The organism is Sphingopyxis flava, from assembly GCF_900168005.1.
GTDB lineage: Bacteria > Pseudomonadota > Alphaproteobacteria > Sphingomonadales > Sphingomonadaceae > Sphingopyxis > Sphingopyxis flava.
Genome location: NZ_FUYP01000007.1, coordinates 161366 through 177275 on the forward strand (window position 1 = coordinate 161366; position 15910 = coordinate 177275).

Genomic DNA, 15910 nt, shown 5'->3' on the forward strand with positions numbered 1-15910 from the left:
TGCCTCAGTCGGCGGCGTCTAGGCCATAGGCGGTATGGAGGACGCGCACGGCGAGTTCGATTTCGTCCTGGTCGATCAGTACGCTGACCTTGATTTCGCTGGTCGAGATCGCCTGGATGTTGATGCCGCGGTCCGCGAGCGCGCGGAACATCGTGCTCGCGACGCCCGCGTGGCTCTTCATTCCGACGCCGACGACGCTGATCTTGGCGACCTTGTCGTCGCTCAATATCCGGTTGAAGCCGATCTTCTCTTTCGCGCCTTCGAGAAGGTCGATCGAGCGCAGGAGGTCGGTGGCGGGGACGGTGAAGGTCACGTCGGTCTCGCCCTTGTCGCGGCCGACGTTCTGGATGATCATGTCGACGTTGATCCCGGCGGCCGCGAGCGGACCGAAGATGTTGGCGACGCCGCCCGGCTTGTCGGGCACCCGCGTGACGATGATCTTGGCTTCATTCTTGTCGTGGGCGATGCCGGTGATCAGCTGCCGTTCCATCTGATGTTCCTCTATTTCCTCGTCACTGACGATCATCGTGCCGCGCTTTGGCGCCTCGTCGCCCTCGACGAAGCTCGAGAGCACCTGCACCCGGACGCCTTCCTTCATTGCAAGCCCGACCGAACGCGTCTGGAGAACCTTGGCGCCGACGCTCGCGAGTTCGAGCATCTCTTCATAGGTCACATAGTCGAGCTTTCTCGCGCGCGCGACGATGCGGGGGTCGGTCGTATATACACCGTCGACGTCGGTGTAGATGTCGCAGCGATCGGCCTTCAGCGCCGCGGCGACGGCGACCGCGCTCGTGTCCGATCCGCCGCGGCCGAGCGTCGAGACGCGCCCGTCCTCCATCAGACCCTGAAAGCCCGGTATCACGGCAACTTCGCCCTTGGACATGGATGCGGAGAGCGCGGCCGTGTCGATGTTTGAGATGCGCGCGCGGGCGTGCGCTTCCTCGGTACGGATCGGAAGCTGCCAGCCGAGCCAGCTGCGGGCCGGTGTCCCCATTGCCTGGAGCGTGAGCGCAAGGAGCCCCGAGGTCACCTGCTCGCCGCTCGCGACCACGACGTCATATTCGGCAGGATCATAGCGGGGGTTCGCCTCGCGGCAGAAATTCACCAGCCGGTCGGTCTCGCCCGCCATCGCCGAGACGACGACTGCCACCTCATTGCCGTGCGCCACCTCGCGCGAGACGAGCTTCGCCACGGTGCGAATCCGCTCGGTGCCCGCCATCGACGTGCCCCCGAATTTCATCACGATCCGCGCCATGTCGCCCCGCTTTCCTGTGCTGGTTTCCGCCGCAACTTTTCGAAGATTTCCGCGGCGCGCCGCTGTTACGGAAGGGGGGGCAATATGGCAAGGCGATGATCCTCCCGCCGCGATATATTTTCTTGTGCCAGGCCAAAGAAAGGCGCGAATGGAAGCTGCTGCGACGCGCGGGGCGGCAATTTTCTTGCGCGAGGCTCCGCTCGGTGCCACATCATTTGCCATGACTGCCGCGACGATCAACCCGCGTGAGGCTGCCCATTTCGGCGCGCTCGCTGCCGACTGGTGGAACCCCAAGGGGTCCTCGGCAATGCTCCACAGGCTGAACCCGGTTCGCCTCGCCTATATCCGCGACCAGATCGACGCTCACTGGCATGTCGACGCGCGCGAACGCCATCCGCTTCAAGGCCGCCGCGCGCTCGACGTCGGCTGCGGCGCGGGGCTGCTCGCCGAGCCGCTCGCTCGCCTCGGCGCCGCGGTGACGGGCGTCGATGCAGCGCCCGAAAATATCGCGGCCGCGCGCGAGCATGCAGCGGGGCAGGGGCTTGCCATCACTTATTTCGCTGGCGAACTGACAAGCCTTCCCCCGCAGACATTCGACCTTGTGACCGCGATGGAGGTCATCGAGCATGTCGCCGACCCCGCCGCCTTTGTGGCCGGGCTCGCCGCGCGGCTTGCGGGCGATGGGCTGATGATCCTCTCGACGCCCAATCGCACGGCGGCCTCGAAGCTCCTCCTGGTCGAAGCCGCCGAGCGCATCGGCGCTGTTCCCCGCGGGACGCACGACTGGGACGCATTCTTGAAGCCTGAGGAACTCACCGCGCTGCTTGAAGGCGCGGGGCTCAAGGTCGTCGATCGCACCGGGCTTTCGCCATCGCCAGCAAGAGGGTTCAAGCTTGGCGGAAGCGAGGCGCTCAACTATCTGATCGCCGCGCGGCACGCATGACGAGCGGCGGACGCGACCCGCGCGTCGACGCCTATATCGCCAAAGCCGAGCCCTTTGCGCGAGCCATCCTCACCCATGTGCGCGCGCTCGTGCACGCGCATGCTCCTCGCGCCGAGGAGACGCTGAAATGGGGGGTGCCGCATTTTGTGCTCGGCGAACAGAATCTCGCGGCGATGGCGGCGTTCAAGAGCCACGCAAGCTTCGGCTTCTGGCGGGACGAGGAGGTGACGGGCGCCGCGCGCAAGGAGGGGGCGATGGGAAGTTTCGGCCGACTTGCGTCGCTTGCCGACCTCCCCGATGATGAGGTGCTCGCAGCCATGATCGCAAAAGCGGTCGCGCTCGCGGCCGGGGGCCAACCCAAGCGGGCAAGGTCGGCGCCCAAGGCGGCGCTCGACCTGCCACAGGATCTCGGCGCAGCCCTCAAGGCGCACGCGGCGGCTGCGGCGCATTGGGACGCTTTTTCGCCGGGCAAGCGGCGCGACTATATCGAATGGGTACTCGAGGCCAAGCGTGAGGAGACACGCGCGCGCCGGATCGAAACGATTGTCCAGCAGGTCGCCGAGGGCAAGGACCGGAACTGGAAATACAGGAACCGCTGAGCCGACAAGCCGGCCGCGCATGTCGCCCGCGGGCGATCGATGCCGGGAGACAAGCCTTCCTTTTCGACGCTGCGCTGCAATCACCCCCGCCCCCGCGCGGAGGCGGGCCAAGGTCCGTCTAGAAATCGACGTCCTCATAATATTTGGGCGGACTGACGATCTCCATTCGCTCGGCAAGCAGCGGGCGAAAGCTCGGGCGAGATTTGAGGCCCGAATACCAGCCCTTGGTCTGCTCGTGCCCGGTCCAGTCGATCCCGCCAAGATAGTCGGCAACCGAGATGTGCGCTGCGGCGGCGAGGTCGGCTAGGCTCATCGTCGCGCCGGCAAGCCAGGTGCGGTGGTCGATCAGATAATCGACATAGTCGAGATGATTGTTCGCCGCCTTCATCGCCTCACGGAGCGCACCCGCGTCGGGCGGCTGGCGGTGCACAATGCGTTTTTGCATCCGCTCGAAGAGAAGCGGGCCGGTGACTTCATAATAGAAGTCCTGATCGAACCAGGCGACGAGACGGCGGATTTCGGCGCGGTTTGCCGCGGTGCCGTTGATCATCGCCTTCGTCTCGACGGTCTCCTCGAAATATTCCGCGATCGCCGCGCTGTCGATCAGGACCTGGCCGCGCTCCTGGTCGACCATGACCGGCGTGCGGCCCGCCGGGTTGAGGTCGATGAACTCGTCGCGGCGCTCCCAGGGCGACTCGCGCACCAGCTCATAGCCCACGCCCTTTTCGCCGAGCAGAAGCCGGATCTTGCGCGAAAAGGGGCATAGAGGAAATTGATAGAGTTGCCACATGGGATCGGCATAGCGGCACGAGGGCCGGGGGTGCAACGACTATGGCGCGGTCCGGTCTGGACGAGGAACATTTATGCACCGCTATGCCGCGCTCGACATAGAGGAAATTATGCCGAGCGGCCGACTATGCCGAGTGGGCGCGAGGCGCCCCCGTTTTCGAGCAAGTTTGCGATGCTCGGCTCGGCATTTTCCTCCTCACGCGGATCCCGTGCGTGGCGGAACTGCGATGATTACTGATGCTCATTTGGGCGCAAGCCGGGCGGTCAGGGCCTGAGAGCGGCCCCTTCGGCGACAGGCCCATCTTCTATGTCGATTGGCTTCGGCAGCGTGGTTACATCCGAGTGGTTTGCCATCGGGCTTTGAGCCTCGCGCGTGATTTTCCGATATGGTTTGACGCCACCCGCGCCAGCCGCGGTGACATCCGGGAGGAACTCGTCACAGGATATCTCGCCGAGCGGTCGCGGCACCGTCCGAGATACCGAGGGGATTCCTTGGCGGTGGCCCGGTCGTTGTCGGTGCGCGAGACGAACGCGATAGCGCCCGCGGCGGATACGCCCCGGGATCCACGCGAGGATATTTTTCAGGCCTACAGCCTGTACATGGAACGCGTTCGTGGCCTCGCGCCAACATGCATTGCAAGCCACATCGGGTTTCTTCGTCCATTCCTGCGCGAGTTGAGGATCGCCCCTTCCTCGGCGGGCTATAGCCCCGCCTTCTGGCGCAAGCCATCGAGCCATTCGCGCGACACCGTCTCCACTATGTCGCGCAAGCGTGTCACTGCTGCCCGGATCGCCTGTAGATCGTCGCCGTCGATGGCATATGCAGCCGAGTAGCGCGCCTCGACATAGGCGCGTTTCGCCAGCTCGAAGCGCCGGCGATCGACCTTCGTCGCCCTCGGCCAGGCTTCGACGAGCCGCGGCTCCCGGTCCTCGGCCAGCGAACGCAAGAACTTCAGATTATGCGAGCGCGGAACGTACAGACAGCGAGCGAGAAGATAGCAGATGTATGCACGCTCAGCTGCCTGATGCAGAGTGAATGCGGCAAGGTTCGGGTTGCTTCTTTTGCGGTAAAGCTCGGCACCCGCGAGAAGATCATCGATGGCGTGGTACCATTGATTGAAATAGCCGCTCGCCATCTCATAGGCATCGGCCGCCGTCAGTGGCATCGGGGCGGCGAGTTCGCTGCCGGGAAGATCGTACAGAATGACCCCATCGCGCGCGATGTCGACCCAAAAATATTCGCCGCGCTTCAGCGCCCGGTTTACCTCGTCGAGGGTGTGGACGATGATGTTCACCGGTCGCGCGATCGCGGTATCGCGCAGGATCTTGTCCTCCGCAACATACCAATATTCCGCGATTTCGGTGAGGTCTTCGTGGCTGACGATGATCAGCAGGTCATAGTCCGATTGATAGCCGTTCTCGGGATCGTCGACCCAGTCACCGCGACTATAACTGCCGAAGAGGACAATCTTCCGGACCTTCCCGTTCTTCTTCCACGGCTGCGTCGCGCGCGAAGTCGCAACGGCAAATTCGTCCATCAAAATTCGGGTCGCCAGCGCCAGTTCTTCCTGCTGCGCCAGCGGGAGATGATCGACATCGCTCTTCATGTCCTAGAGTCTCGCCATCTTCATGTCCGGTGGCAAGGCCTCATTGCGGTCGGGCGGTGTCGATTACCCGAGATCGGATGCCAAAGACTATGCCGAGCCGATCACCGCCAAGTTGCTTGAAAACGGGGCCGTCTCGCGCCCGCTCGGCATAGTCGGCCGGTCGGCATAAGCAGCGCGCCGACACGCGCGCGCCTCGCGCGCGGGAGGGCCCAAGGCGCTCAGCGCCGCGCGTCTTCGCGTTCGCGTTCCCACTGCGCGGCCATGTCGCGCGCCATATCCGTGAGCACGGGCGCATAAGCTGCGACTGCGGCCGCCATATGCCCGGCCATGCGGGTGCCGGCGCGTACGTCGCGGCCGAGGCGCTCGCCATAATCGGGATCGCGCCCTGCAAGTTCGCCGAGCGTCGCGTCGGGCGGGATGTAAGCGGCGTCCGCTTCGGGGTCGACGCGTGCCACGGCTTCGGCGAGCGGGCCGACGTTGAGCCGCATCAGCGCGCCGACGAGCGCGGCGACCGTATCGGCCATCTGGTCCTGCGCCGCAGGGTCATTGAGGACCGCGAGCGCGTCTCCGTCGGCAGCCGCGGCAGGAAGGGGCGCAGCAAGCATGATGAGGGGGAGGGCAGCGAGGGACAGGCGGCGGGTCATGTCATCATCCTTCCAAAGGGACGCGGAAGACAAGCGAAGCTGCGCCCTATAGACGGACGACGCTTTCGCTGCGCTGAACGCTGCCGGCAGTGCGACGGACCGCGCCGCGTCTGCGCCGAACTCCGCGCCGCGCCGGGCGGCGCGGCGCAGTTCCTGGGCTATTCGGCGGCGACGACGGTATCGATCTTTGCGTCGCTCAGCGGATGGGCGAGGCGGGGGAGCATTTCCTTGGGGCAGATCTGCCAGAACTGGTCCTTGCGGATATCCCAGTCCGCTAGGATCTCGGCCGACCATTTGCTGCCCGTCGCCTGCGCATGGTCGGCGATCAGATCTTTGAGGACCTTTTCCCAATGCGCACTTTCGAGGCGCTGCCAGACGATCGATTCGCCATTCGCCCGGCGCTCGAAGCTTTCGTCGGTATCGAGCACAAACGCCATGCCGCCGGTCATGCCTGCGCCGAAGTTCGAGCCGACGGGGCCAAGGATCACGGCTGTGCCGCCGGTCATATATTCGCAGCCGTTCGCGCCGCAGCCTTCGATAACGACATTGGCGCCCGAATTGCGCACGGCAAAGCGTTCGCCCGCCTGGCCTGCCGCGAGCAGCGTACCCGCGGTCGCGCCATAAAGGACGGTATTGCCAACGATGCTGTTGTGCTGACTGACGAGCGGGCTCGACACGGTGGGCCGCACGATGATGCGGCCGCCCGAGAGCCCCTTGCCGACATAGTCATTGGCATCGCCGAACACTTCGAGCGTGATGCCCTGGCAGAGGAACGCGCCGAGCGACTGTCCCGCGGTGCCGCGCAGGCGGATCTCGATATGACCCTGCGCTAGCCCCGTCATACCGAAGCGCTGCGTGACCTCGGCCGAGAGGCGCGTGCCGACGGCGCGGTGCGTGTTGCGAACATTGTAGGTGAGCTGCATTCGCTCGCCGCGCTCGAAGAGCGGCCGTGCATCGTTGAGGATCTGCGCGTCGAGGCTGTCGGGAACAGGGTTGCGGAAATGCGGCCCCTGCGAGCGGCGTTCCTCGTCGGGCGCGTCGACCTTGGCGAGGATCGGATTGAGGTCGAGATCGTCAAGATGCTCGGCCCCGCGGCTGACCTGGCGGAGGAGCTCGGTGCGGCCGATGACCTCGTCAAGGCTCCGACAGCCGAGCTTGGCGAGGATTTCGCGCACCTCTTCGGCGATGAAGGTCATGAGGTTGATGACCTTCTCGGGCGTGCCGGTGAACTTGGCGCGGAGCTTCTCATCCTGCGTGCAGACGCCGACCGGGCAGGTGTTCGAATGGCATTGGCGCACCATGATGCACCCCATCGCGACGAGGCTCAAAGTGCCGATGCCATATTCCTCGGCGCCAAGGATTGCCGCGATCACGATGTCGCGCCCGGTCTTGAGACCGCCGTCGGTGCGCAGCCGGATCCGATGGCGCAGGCCATTGAGCGTCAGCACCTGGTTGACTTCGCTCAGCCCCATCTCCCATGGCGTGCCGGCATATTTGACGCTCGTCTGGGGCGAAGCGCCGGTGCCGCCGGTGTTGCCTGAGACAAGGATCACGTCGGCATGCGCCTTGGCGACGCCCGCTGCAACGGTGCCGATGCCCGCCGAGCTCACGAGCTTCACGCAGACGCGCGCGCGCGGATTGATCTGTTTCAGATCATAGATCAGCTGCGCCAGATCCTCGATCGAATAGATGTCATGGTGCGGCGGCGGGCTGATCAGCATGACGCCGGGCGTCGCGTGGCGGAGGCGAGCGATGAATTCGGTGACCTTGAACCCCGGAAGCTGGCCGCCTTCGCCGGGCTTGGCGCCCTGTGCGACCTTGATCTCGATCTCGTCGCAGGCGCCAAGATATTCGGCGGTGACGCCGAAGCGGCCGCTCGCGATCTGCTTGATATTGCTGTTCGCATTGTCGCCATTGGCATAGGGGCGGTAGCGCTCGCTTGCTTCGCCGCCTTCGCCCGACACGGCCTTCGCGCCGATGCGGTTCATCGCGATCGCGAGCGTTTCATGGGCTTCAGGCGACAGGGCGCCGAGCGACATGCCGGGGGTGACGAAGCGCTTGCGGATCTCGGTGATCGCCTCGACGCTGTCGAGCGGCACGCCTTGCGCGGGATAATTGAATTCCATCAAGTCGCGCAGATAGACGGGCGGCAGGTCGGCGACCCCGCGCGCGAACTGGAGATAGGTCGAATAGCTGTCGGTCGCGACCGCGGTCTGCAAAAGATGCATCAACTGCGCCGAATAGGCGTGCGTCTCGCCGCCCGCGCGCTGGCGGTAGAAGCCGCCGACGGGGAGCGTCGTCACGCGCGTGTCGAACGCCGCCTCGTGCTTGTCGGTCGCGTTGATGAAGAGCGACTGATAGCCTTCGCCCGAAATCTTCGCCGGCATGCCGGGAAAGAGGTCGTTGACGAGCGCGCGCGAGAGGCCGACGGCCTCGAAATTATAGCCGCCGCGATAGCTGGAGATCACCGCGATCCCCATCTTTGCCATGATCTTGAGGAGGCCGTCGTCGATCGCCTTGCGGAAGCGATTGCGGCACTCGGCAAGACTGAGCTCGCCGAACAGCCCGCGCGCCTGACGATCAGCGATCGTCGCTTCGGCGAGATAGGCGTGCACGGTGGTTGCGCCAACGCCGATCAGCACCGCGAAACTGTGGGTGTCGAGCACCTCGGCCGAGCGGACATTGATCGAGGCGTAGCTGCGCAGCCCCTTGCGCACGAGGTGCGTATGGACTGCGGCGGCCGCGAGCACCATCGCGACACCAACGCGCTCGGGGCCGATATTCTGGTCGGAAAGGAAGAGCTCGCTGCGCCCGGCGCGCACCGCATCTTCCGCCTCGCGGCGGATGCGCGCGATCGCGTCGCGGAGCGCCGACGCATCGCCTCCGACCGGGAAGGTGCAGTCGATGTCGGCAACCGCGTCGCCGAAATAGGCGCGAAGCCGATCCCAGTCGTCGCCGACGAGCACCGGCGAACCCATGACGAGAACATGCTCGCTCTGCCCCTTCTCATCGAGGATGTTGGCAAGGTTTGCAAAGCGCGTCTTGAGACTCATCACATGCCGCTCGCGCAAGCTGTCGATCGGCGGGTTGGTGACCTGGCTGAAATTCTGGCGGAAAAATTGCGCGACGTGGCGCGGCTTGTCCGAGATGACCGCGAGCGGCGTGTCGTCGCCCATCGATCCGACGGCTTCCTTCGCATCCTCGACCATCGGCGAGAGGATGAGTTCCATATCCTCCATGGTGAGCCCGGCTGCAACCTGGCGGCGCAGGAGTTCATGGCGGTCCCACTCGGCAAGGCTCGACTTCCCCCCCTTGGGCAGGTCGGCCATCGTGCGAAAACCCTTGACGCGCGCCGCATAATCCTGCGCGCTCGCGATCTTGTCCTTGATGGCGCGGTCGTCGTAGAGCGTGCCTTCATCGAGATCGACGGCGATCATCTGCCCAGGGCCAAGGCGGCCCTTCTTGCGGATGCTCGCTTCGGGAAGCAGCACCATTCCGCTTTCGGAGCCGACGACGAGCAGATTGTCGGCGGTGAGCGTGTAGCGCAGCGGACGAAGTGCGTTGCGGTCCATCCCTGCAACGGCCCAGCGGCCATCGGTCATCGCGAGCGCGGCAGGACCGTCCCACGCCTCCATGACGCTTGCAAGATAGGCGTACATCGCCTTGTGCGCTTCGGGAGCGTCCGGGTCGCTCTCCCACGCCTCGGGGACGAGGATCAGCTTGGCGGTCGGGGCATCGCGCCCCGCGCGGCACAAGGTCTCGAACACAGCATCGAGCGCCGCCGTATCCGACGCGCCCGCCGGGATCACCGGCTTGATATCTTCCGAATGCTCGCCGAAGGCGAGGCTCGCCATCTTGATCTCGTGGCTCTTCATCCAGTTCCGGTTGCCGCGGATCGTGTTGATCTCGCCATTGTGTGCGAGGCAGCGGAAGGGCTGGGCCAGCCACCATTGCGGGAAGGTGTTGGTCGAATAGCGCTGGTGAAAGATCGCGACCCGGCTCTCGAACAGCTTGCTCGTGAGATCGGGATAGAAGTCGGCGAGGCTCTCGGCGAGAAACAGGCCCTTGTAGATGATCGAGCGCGCCGAGAGGCTACAGACATAGAAATCGGCGATTTGCGCTGCGACGACCTTCTTCTCGATGCGGCGGCGCACGAGGTAGAGCTGCTTTTCAAACTCGTCGATCGACTGTTCGCCGGGCAGCGGCCCCGCGATCATGATCTGCTCGATCTCGGGGCGCGTGCGCTGCGCCTTGTCGCCGATCACCGAGACGTCGACCGGCACCTGGCGCCAGCCATAGATGGTGTAGCCCGCCTCGATGATCTCGGTCTCGACGATCGTGCGGCATTCCTCCTGCGCGGAAAGATCGGTGCGCGGCAGAAAGATCATGCCGACGGCGAGACGGTTCGGGCGCACCTTGTGGCCCGATGCCGCGATCGCATCGTCGAAGAAGCGCTCGGGAAGATCGACATGAATCCCCGCCCCGTCACCGGTCTTGCCGTCGGCATCGACTGCGCCGCGGTGCCACACCGCGCGCAGCGCCTCGATCGCCGCCTCGACGACGCGGCGCGATGCCTTGCCGTCGGTCGCTGCAACCATGCCGACGCCGCAGGCATCGGATTCAAGGTCGGGGCGATAAAGGCCTTCGGCAGCAAGCCGGGCATGTTCAGGTGTGGGAAAATGGGTCATGCTATTGTTCCTGGCGGGATCCTCGCCCCCGGCGGTGACCGGGCGGGCGAGCGCTCCTTAGTCTGTCGGTGGCAGTTTCTTACGGGCCTTGGCGACCGCCTCCTCCTGCGCTTCGAAGGCGGCGGTGGAGGCGTTATTGGCGGCCTCCTCGAGCGCTTCGACCCGCTGGCGGTCGGCATCGGACCAATTGTCGCGGTCATAGGCGGGATCGTAATAGGCGTCGGCGGCCGCAGCCGCTGCGGCGTCGGCGGCCTCCTCTGCAACATCGTAAGCGCCATTGGCTTCAGCCTCCGCAGCGGCCGAAGCCTCATCCCACGCCGCCTCGTCGCCAGCCTCGCCAATCATCGCGTCCGCGGTTTCCATCTCGCCGCTCATCAAGTCGCGGTTGTCCTTGAGCGTCTGGACATTGACCTTCATGAGCTTTGCAAGCTTCTTCATCTCGGCGTCGCTGAGGTCGGCGAGACCCTTTTCCTTGGGCAGATCCTTGAACTGCCCCTCGATGGCCGGCGCACGGTCGAGGAATTTGGTGACCATGGGCGGGATCGCCTTCACCACCGCAAGCATGACTTCCGGATCGGCCTGAAGCGCGAGCGCTTCACCCGAATAGGATTTGCCCGTCGGGGTGGCGAAGAAGCTGTTGAGTTCGCTGAGCTGGTCGGCCGAGAATTTGCGGGCATAGGCCTTGGCGAGCCCTGCGCGCATCGGCGCCTCGATATCGGCAAGTGCCTCGCTGACGAGCGGCTGGACGACCTTGATGGCCTGCTCCTCGCGCTCCTTGCGGTGCGGGTCGAAGATGTCGGCGGCGGCATTTTTGGTAGCCTCGTCGAGCGCTGCGATCTTTTCGCTGTCGATCCCTGTCTTGATCGAGAGCATCAGGTCGGAGTTGCTGCCGGTTTCCGCGAGCAAGGTGCGCAGCATTTTCCCGTAAAGATTGTCCATCATCTTTTCGAGACTGCCGTTCGGGATCAGCGCGGCGGTCGTGCCCTCGGCGAGCGTCAGCCGCGCCGGGTCGATCGGCGGGAGGTCGCTCGTGTCGAACATCTTCTCGATGATCGCGATCGCCGCGTCCATTTCCTGCTGCATCTTCGCCTTGGAATCGGCGAGCGATGCTTCGCTCCCGGCGCCCGCCTCCCAGACCGCCTCATCGGCAAGTGCTTCGGCCGCGGGCGCTTCCTGCGCCGCGGCGGAAACGGGCGCGACGAGAATCGTGCCGGCAAGCAAGATGGATTTCCAGGTCGACATAGGTGTTTCCTTCCCCCTGTTGGTCAGGCAGCCTTCCTCTCGCTTTTGGCTTTCGCCTTCAACCATTTCGACATCGCCTCGCTGACGTCGCGCCCGTCGCGAATGCCCCAGACGACGAGGCTCGCGCCGCGCACGATGTCGCCTGCGGCAAAGACCCCCGGAAGGCTGGTCATCATCGTCTGGTGATCGACGCGCAGCGTGCCCCAGCGCGTGACGCTGAGATCGGGCGAACCGAAGAGCTGCGGCAGTTCCTCAGGATCAAAGCCCAAGGCCTTGATCACCATGTCGGCGGGAAGGTCGAATGCGCGGCCGGGGTCGGGTTCAGGGCTGCGGCGGCCGCTCGCATCCGGAGCGCCGAGGCGCATGCCCTTGACCGCCACTTCCTTGACCGAGCTGTCGGCGGTGAAGCGCTCGGGAGCAGAGAGCCAGACGAACTCGACGCCTTCCTCTTCGGCATTGGCAACCTCGCGCTGCGAGCCCGGCATATTGTCGCGGTCGCGGCGATAGAGGCACTTGACCGATCTTGCGCCCTGGCGCACCGCGGTGCGCACGCAGTCCATGGCGGTGTCGCCGCCGCCAATCACGACGACATGCTTGCCCGCGGCGTTGAGGCGGCCGTCCTCGAATTCTGGGACGGCATCGCCAAAGCCCTTGCGATTGGAAGCGATGAGATAGTCGAGCGCGGCGATGACGCCCGCGGCTTCATTGCCGGGCACATTGATCTCGCGCGCCTTGTAGACGCCGGTTGCGATCAGGATCGCGTCGTGCTTCGCGCGGAGCGCATCGAGCGTCGCATCGCGGCCGACCTCGAAGCCGAGGTGGAAATGAATCCCGCTCGCTGCGAGCCGCTCGACGCGGCGCATCACCACGTCCTTTTCGAGCTTGAAGCCCGGGATGCCGTAGGTGAGGAGCCCGCCAGCCCGGTCGTGGCGGTCGTAAACATGCACCTCATGCCCTTCGACACGCAGATATTCGGCTGCCGTAAGCCCCGCGGGACCCGCACCAATGATTCCGATCGATTGTCCTGTCGCAGGACCGGGGTAGATCGGCTCGACCCAGCCTTCGGCCCAGGCCGTATCGGTGATATATTTCTCGACGCTGCCGATCGTCACTGCACCGTGGCCCGAAAATTCGATCACGCAGTTCCCTTCGCAGAGGCGATCCTGCGGACATATGCGGCCGCAGATCTCGGGCATCGTCGAGGTCGCGTTGGAAAGCTCATAGGCTTCGCGCAGTCGCCCCTCCGCGGTGAGGCGCAGCCAGTCCGGGATATGGTTGTGCAGCGGGCAGTGAACCGAGCAATAGGGGACGCCGCACTGCGAACAGCGCGCGGCCTGTGCGTCGGCGTCCGGCGCCGCGTAGCGTTCGGCAATTTCCTTGAAATCGCGCGCGCGCTCTTCGGGCGAGCGCTTGTCGGGGTAGGATTGTTCGCGCCCCACAAACTGGAGCATGCGTTCGGCTGCCATGCATATTCCCTTCGTTGGGAGCCGGATGCATGCTCAGCCGGGGTCTGTCACGGGAGAAATGAGATATAGGTCATAATAGCTGACCTTAAAATATCGAAATTTAGTCTCTCCCGAGGCGTACGAAATATTCTTTCGCGATTTAGTATCGTTTCGGACCTATCTCAGCGCCAGCCATATAAGCGCGGCACCGCCAATGATGATCCGGTACCAGGCAAAGGGCGCGAAGCCGTAGCGTGTCACCACGGCCAGAAACGCCTTGATCACTGCCCAAGCGACGATGAAGGACACGAGCGCCCCCACGCCGATGAGGCCAAGATCGCCGCTTGTAATCGCGTCGCGGTGCTTGAAGAGCTGCAGCACGGTCGCACCGCTTAGCGTCGGCAATGCGAGGAAGAAGCTGAACTCGGCGGCGGTCTTGCGGTCGACGCCGAGCGACATCGCGCCCATGATCGTCGCGCCCGAGCGGCTGACGCCGGGGATCATCGCGAGGCACTGGACGAGACCCACGAGAATCGACTGGCGCGTCGTCAGAGCGGCGACTCCGCCGCTTTCGCGCGGCTTGGCAAAGCGTTCGACGAGGAGAATGGCAAAGCCGCCGATGACCAGCGCCCAGGCGACGACAACCGCATTTTCGAGCAATAGCTCGATCTGGTCGCCGAAGGCGAGCCCGAGGACCACGGCGGGGAAGAAGGCGAGGAGCAGGTTGCGAACAAAGGCGATCGCGACCGGATCGCGCCGGAAGAAGCCCACGAACATGTCCCAGAAAAGGTGGCGATAGAGAACGACGATCGCGAGGATCGCACCAGGCTGTATGGCGATGTTGAACACCGCCCATTTGGAGGCATCATAGCCGAGCAGTTCGGTAGCGAGGATCAGATGCCCCGTTGAGGAGACGGGCAGGAATTCGGTGAGCCCCTCGACGATGCCGAGGATGATTGCGGTCAGCCAGATCAATGAAAGCTTCCTTTGGCGGCGGGGGAGCGGACGGGGCAGGGCAGGGGCATGCGCGAATGTCCTGATGGGGAGACTATGCGAAAGGGCGCCCGACATGTGCCGGACGCCCTGTCCTTGAACGTTCTTAGGCCGCAGCCTTCGCTTTTGCCAAGCTTTGGGATGACGGCAAAACGCCGCTTCGCCTCACTGCGCCGCAATTCCCGCGAAGCGCCCATGACGGCGATATTGGACGAGCCAGCCTTCGGCGACGGAATCAAGCGATGCCGGCGCGATCCCTAACGCGGAAAAGCCTTCAGCCCCGGGCGCCACGACATTGTCCGATTGCAGCATCAGCCATTGATCTTTCGTGATCGGCGCGCCGGGCAACCAGCCAAACCCGCTTGCAAGCGCAGAGGCGATCGCGTCGGGCAGCTCGACGAACAGGCGCTTGCGCCCGGTCGCTTCGGCGATCCAGTGCATGAGCGCCGCCATCGAGAGTATCTGCGGCCCGCCGAGCTCGAAAATGCGGCCCGAGACTGAGGCGTCGAGCGCCGAGACAACCGCGTCCGCGACGTCGCCGACATAGACAGGTTGAAACTTTGCAGCGGGCGCAATCACGGGGATGACCGGCGACAGGCGGATCATCGCGGCAAAGCGATTGATGAACTGATCCTCGCGGCCGAAGACGACCGAGGGACGAAGAATGACGGTGCCGGGGAAGGCCCCGCGTACAGCGGCCTCGCCCTCGGCCTTACTCCGCCCATAGACCGACGGGCTATCGGGATCCGCGCCAATGGCTGAGAGGTGAACGAGCGTGCGGGCGCCGGCCGACTGAACCGCTGCTGCGACGTTGCCCGCGCCAGCGGCCTGCACGGCCCGCATGTCGTCGAAGCTCCCCGCGAGGTTGATCACGGCGTCGCTTCCCGCAACCGCGCGCGCGGCGCTCGTCGTGTCGCGGACATCGCATGCAACGAACTGCGTCTGGCCTAGTCCGCCGAGCGGCTTGAGATATGTTGCGGATCGGGGTGCGCGCTGCGCGATGCGAACGCGGGCCCCGCGGGAGAGCAGCCTTTGCACGACGTAGCGGCCGATGAAGCCGCCGCCGCCCAGCACCGTGATCAATTGCCCGTCGAGGTTCCGCATATCATCCATCCGTGATTCTGTTCCGGCGCTGCGCGCCGCGCGGCCTCCCCATGCCGCGAAGCGCCGTGCGGGGCAAGGGGCGGCGCCCGCCATGCCGGTGCGAAATGGTCGCCCTGAAAGAAAATATCCTGCATCACACCTCCGTGCGGTTGACAAGCGACAGGCCACGCCGCTAAGCGCCCGCTCCTACCCCGTGCCCAGATGGCGGAATTGGTAGACGCACCAGCTTCAGGTGCTGGCGATCGCAAGGTCGTGGAGGTTCGAGTCCTCTTCTGGGCACCATTTGTTCTCATCAGAACGTTCCAAAACATTGGGCTCTTCCCCGTGAACGGGGGATGAGGGTGGATCAGACCCGATTGATGACGCCATTCCAACCGCAAAGAGCGAGCACGCGCAAGCGGTAGTTGTGAAAGTTGCGGAAGCCGAACGCGCGGCGCGAGATCATCTCCATCTTTGTGTGAAAGCCCTCGGTGATTCCATTGTTCCTGGAAAAGCGCCACATGCGCGCGACGGGCTCGAGCCAGCTGGTCAGGGTATCGGCGAGGGACTTGAGGGGGCTGGCGGCGAACTGATCGATCAGCCTGAGCAGGTCGGGGATAAG

Annotated in this window: 12 protein-coding genes and 1 tRNA gene; 3 read left to right on the forward strand and 10 right to left on the reverse strand. The window is 64.6% G+C overall.

The window, feature by feature from the left end; genetic code table 11:
- Window positions 1-4: 4 nt before the first annotated feature.
- Window positions 5-1255 carry an aspartate kinase gene (locus B5X69_RS07890; RefSeq protein ID WP_079638164.1) on the reverse strand — a complete coding sequence of 417 codons (1251 nt, stop codon included), beginning with the start codon at window positions 1253-1255 and terminating at the stop codon, window positions 5-7.
- A gap of 220 nt (window positions 1256-1475) precedes the next feature.
- On the opposite strand from B5X69_RS07890, the gene ubiG reads away from it, so the two are divergent.
- Complete coding sequence (ubiG, locus tag B5X69_RS07895; RefSeq protein WP_079638185.1) at window positions 1476-2198, forward strand: bifunctional 2-polyprenyl-6-hydroxyphenol methylase/3-demethylubiquinol 3-O-methyltransferase UbiG; 723 nt, start codon at window positions 1476-1478, stop codon at window positions 2196-2198.
- Window positions 2195-2797 (forward strand): YdeI/OmpD-associated family protein, encoded by a 603-nt coding sequence (locus B5X69_RS07900; RefSeq protein WP_079638165.1) that lies wholly within the window; start codon window positions 2195-2197, stop codon window positions 2795-2797. The genes ubiG and B5X69_RS07900 overlap by 4 nt, the downstream gene beginning before the upstream one ends.
- Window positions 2798-2915: 118 nt before the next feature.
- Here the strand turns inward: B5X69_RS07900 and B5X69_RS07905 are convergent, their stop codons facing one another.
- From B5X69_RS07905 to B5X69_RS07940, 8 genes are all read right to left on the reverse strand, one after another.
- A complete protein-coding gene (locus B5X69_RS07905) occupies window positions 2916-3587 on the reverse strand; it encodes a glutathione S-transferase family protein (RefSeq protein WP_053554750.1) in 672 nt (223 codons plus the stop codon).
- 700 nt (window positions 3588-4287) lie between these two features.
- Window positions 4288-5193 carry a HEPN domain-containing protein gene (locus B5X69_RS07910; protein ID WP_079638166.1) on the reverse strand — a complete coding sequence of 302 codons (906 nt, stop codon included), beginning with the start codon at window positions 5191-5193 and terminating at the stop codon, window positions 4288-4290.
- A gap of 218 nt (window positions 5194-5411) precedes the next feature.
- Window positions 5412-5837 (reverse strand): hypothetical protein, encoded by a 426-nt coding sequence (locus tag B5X69_RS07915; RefSeq protein WP_079638167.1) that lies wholly within the window; start codon window positions 5835-5837, stop codon window positions 5412-5414.
- Between the two features lie 158 nt (window positions 5838-5995).
- On the reverse strand, window positions 5996-10525 hold the full coding sequence (gene gltB / locus B5X69_RS07920) for a glutamate synthase large subunit (RefSeq protein ID WP_079638168.1): 4530 nt from the start codon (window positions 10523-10525) through the stop codon (window positions 5996-5998).
- A gap of 57 nt (window positions 10526-10582) precedes the next feature.
- Window positions 10583-11767 carry a DUF2059 domain-containing protein gene (locus tag B5X69_RS07925; protein ID WP_079638186.1) on the reverse strand — a complete coding sequence of 395 codons (1185 nt, stop codon included), beginning with the start codon at window positions 11765-11767 and terminating at the stop codon, window positions 10583-10585.
- A gap of 23 nt (window positions 11768-11790) precedes the next feature.
- Window positions 11791-13233, reverse strand: coding sequence for an NAD(P)-dependent oxidoreductase (locus B5X69_RS07930; RefSeq protein WP_079638169.1), 1443 nt, complete (start codon window positions 13231-13233; stop codon window positions 11791-11793).
- Between the two features lie 156 nt (window positions 13234-13389).
- Window positions 13390-14187 (reverse strand): undecaprenyl-diphosphate phosphatase, encoded by a 798-nt coding sequence (locus B5X69_RS07935; RefSeq protein WP_245798670.1) that lies wholly within the window; start codon window positions 14185-14187, stop codon window positions 13390-13392.
- A gap of 183 nt (window positions 14188-14370) precedes the next feature.
- Window positions 14371-15309 (reverse strand): complex I NDUFA9 subunit family protein, encoded by a 939-nt coding sequence (locus tag B5X69_RS07940; RefSeq protein WP_079638187.1) that lies wholly within the window; start codon window positions 15307-15309, stop codon window positions 14371-14373.
- A gap of 195 nt (window positions 15310-15504) precedes the next feature.
- Here B5X69_RS07940 and B5X69_RS07945 point away from each other — a divergent pair.
- Window positions 15505-15591, forward strand: a tRNA-Leu gene (locus B5X69_RS07945).
- 64 nt (window positions 15592-15655) lie between these two features.
- Here the strand turns inward: B5X69_RS07945 and B5X69_RS07950 are convergent.
- On the reverse strand, window positions 15656-15910 hold a 255-nt coding region (locus B5X69_RS07950), incomplete at its 5' end, for a transposase (RefSeq protein WP_217699080.1).

Coding starts and splice junctions, on each gene's coding strand:
- B5X69_RS07900 (WP_079638165.1), top strand. CDS start 2,195: ATGACGAGCGGCGGACGCGACCCGCGCGTCGACGCCTATATCGCCAAA.
- B5X69_RS07925 (WP_079638186.1), bottom strand. CDS start 11,767: ATGTCGACCTGGAAATCCATCTTGCTTGCCGGCACGATTCTCGTCGCG.
- B5X69_RS07890 (WP_079638164.1), bottom strand. CDS start 1,255: ATGGCGCGGATCGTGATGAAATTCGGGGGCACGTCGATGGCGGGCACC.
- B5X69_RS07910 (WP_079638166.1), bottom strand. CDS start 5,193: ATGAAGAGCGATGTCGATCATCTCCCGCTGGCGCAGCAGGAAGAACTG.
- B5X69_RS07940 (WP_079638187.1), bottom strand. CDS start 15,309: ATGCGGAACCTCGACGGGCAATTGATCACGGTGCTGGGCGGCGGCGGC.
- B5X69_RS07930 (WP_079638169.1), bottom strand. CDS start 13,233: ATGGCAGCCGAACGCATGCTCCAGTTTGTGGGGCGCGAACAATCCTAC.
- gltB (WP_079638168.1), bottom strand. CDS start 10,525: ATGACCCATTTTCCCACACCTGAACATGCCCGGCTTGCTGCCGAAGGC.
- B5X69_RS07905 (WP_053554750.1), bottom strand. CDS start 3,587: ATGTGGCAACTCTATCAATTTCCTCTATGCCCCTTTTCGCGCAAGATC.
- ubiG (WP_079638185.1), top strand. CDS start 1,476: ATGACTGCCGCGACGATCAACCCGCGTGAGGCTGCCCATTTCGGCGCG.
- B5X69_RS07915 (WP_079638167.1), bottom strand. CDS start 5,837: ATGACCCGCCGCCTGTCCCTCGCTGCCCTCCCCCTCATCATGCTTGCT.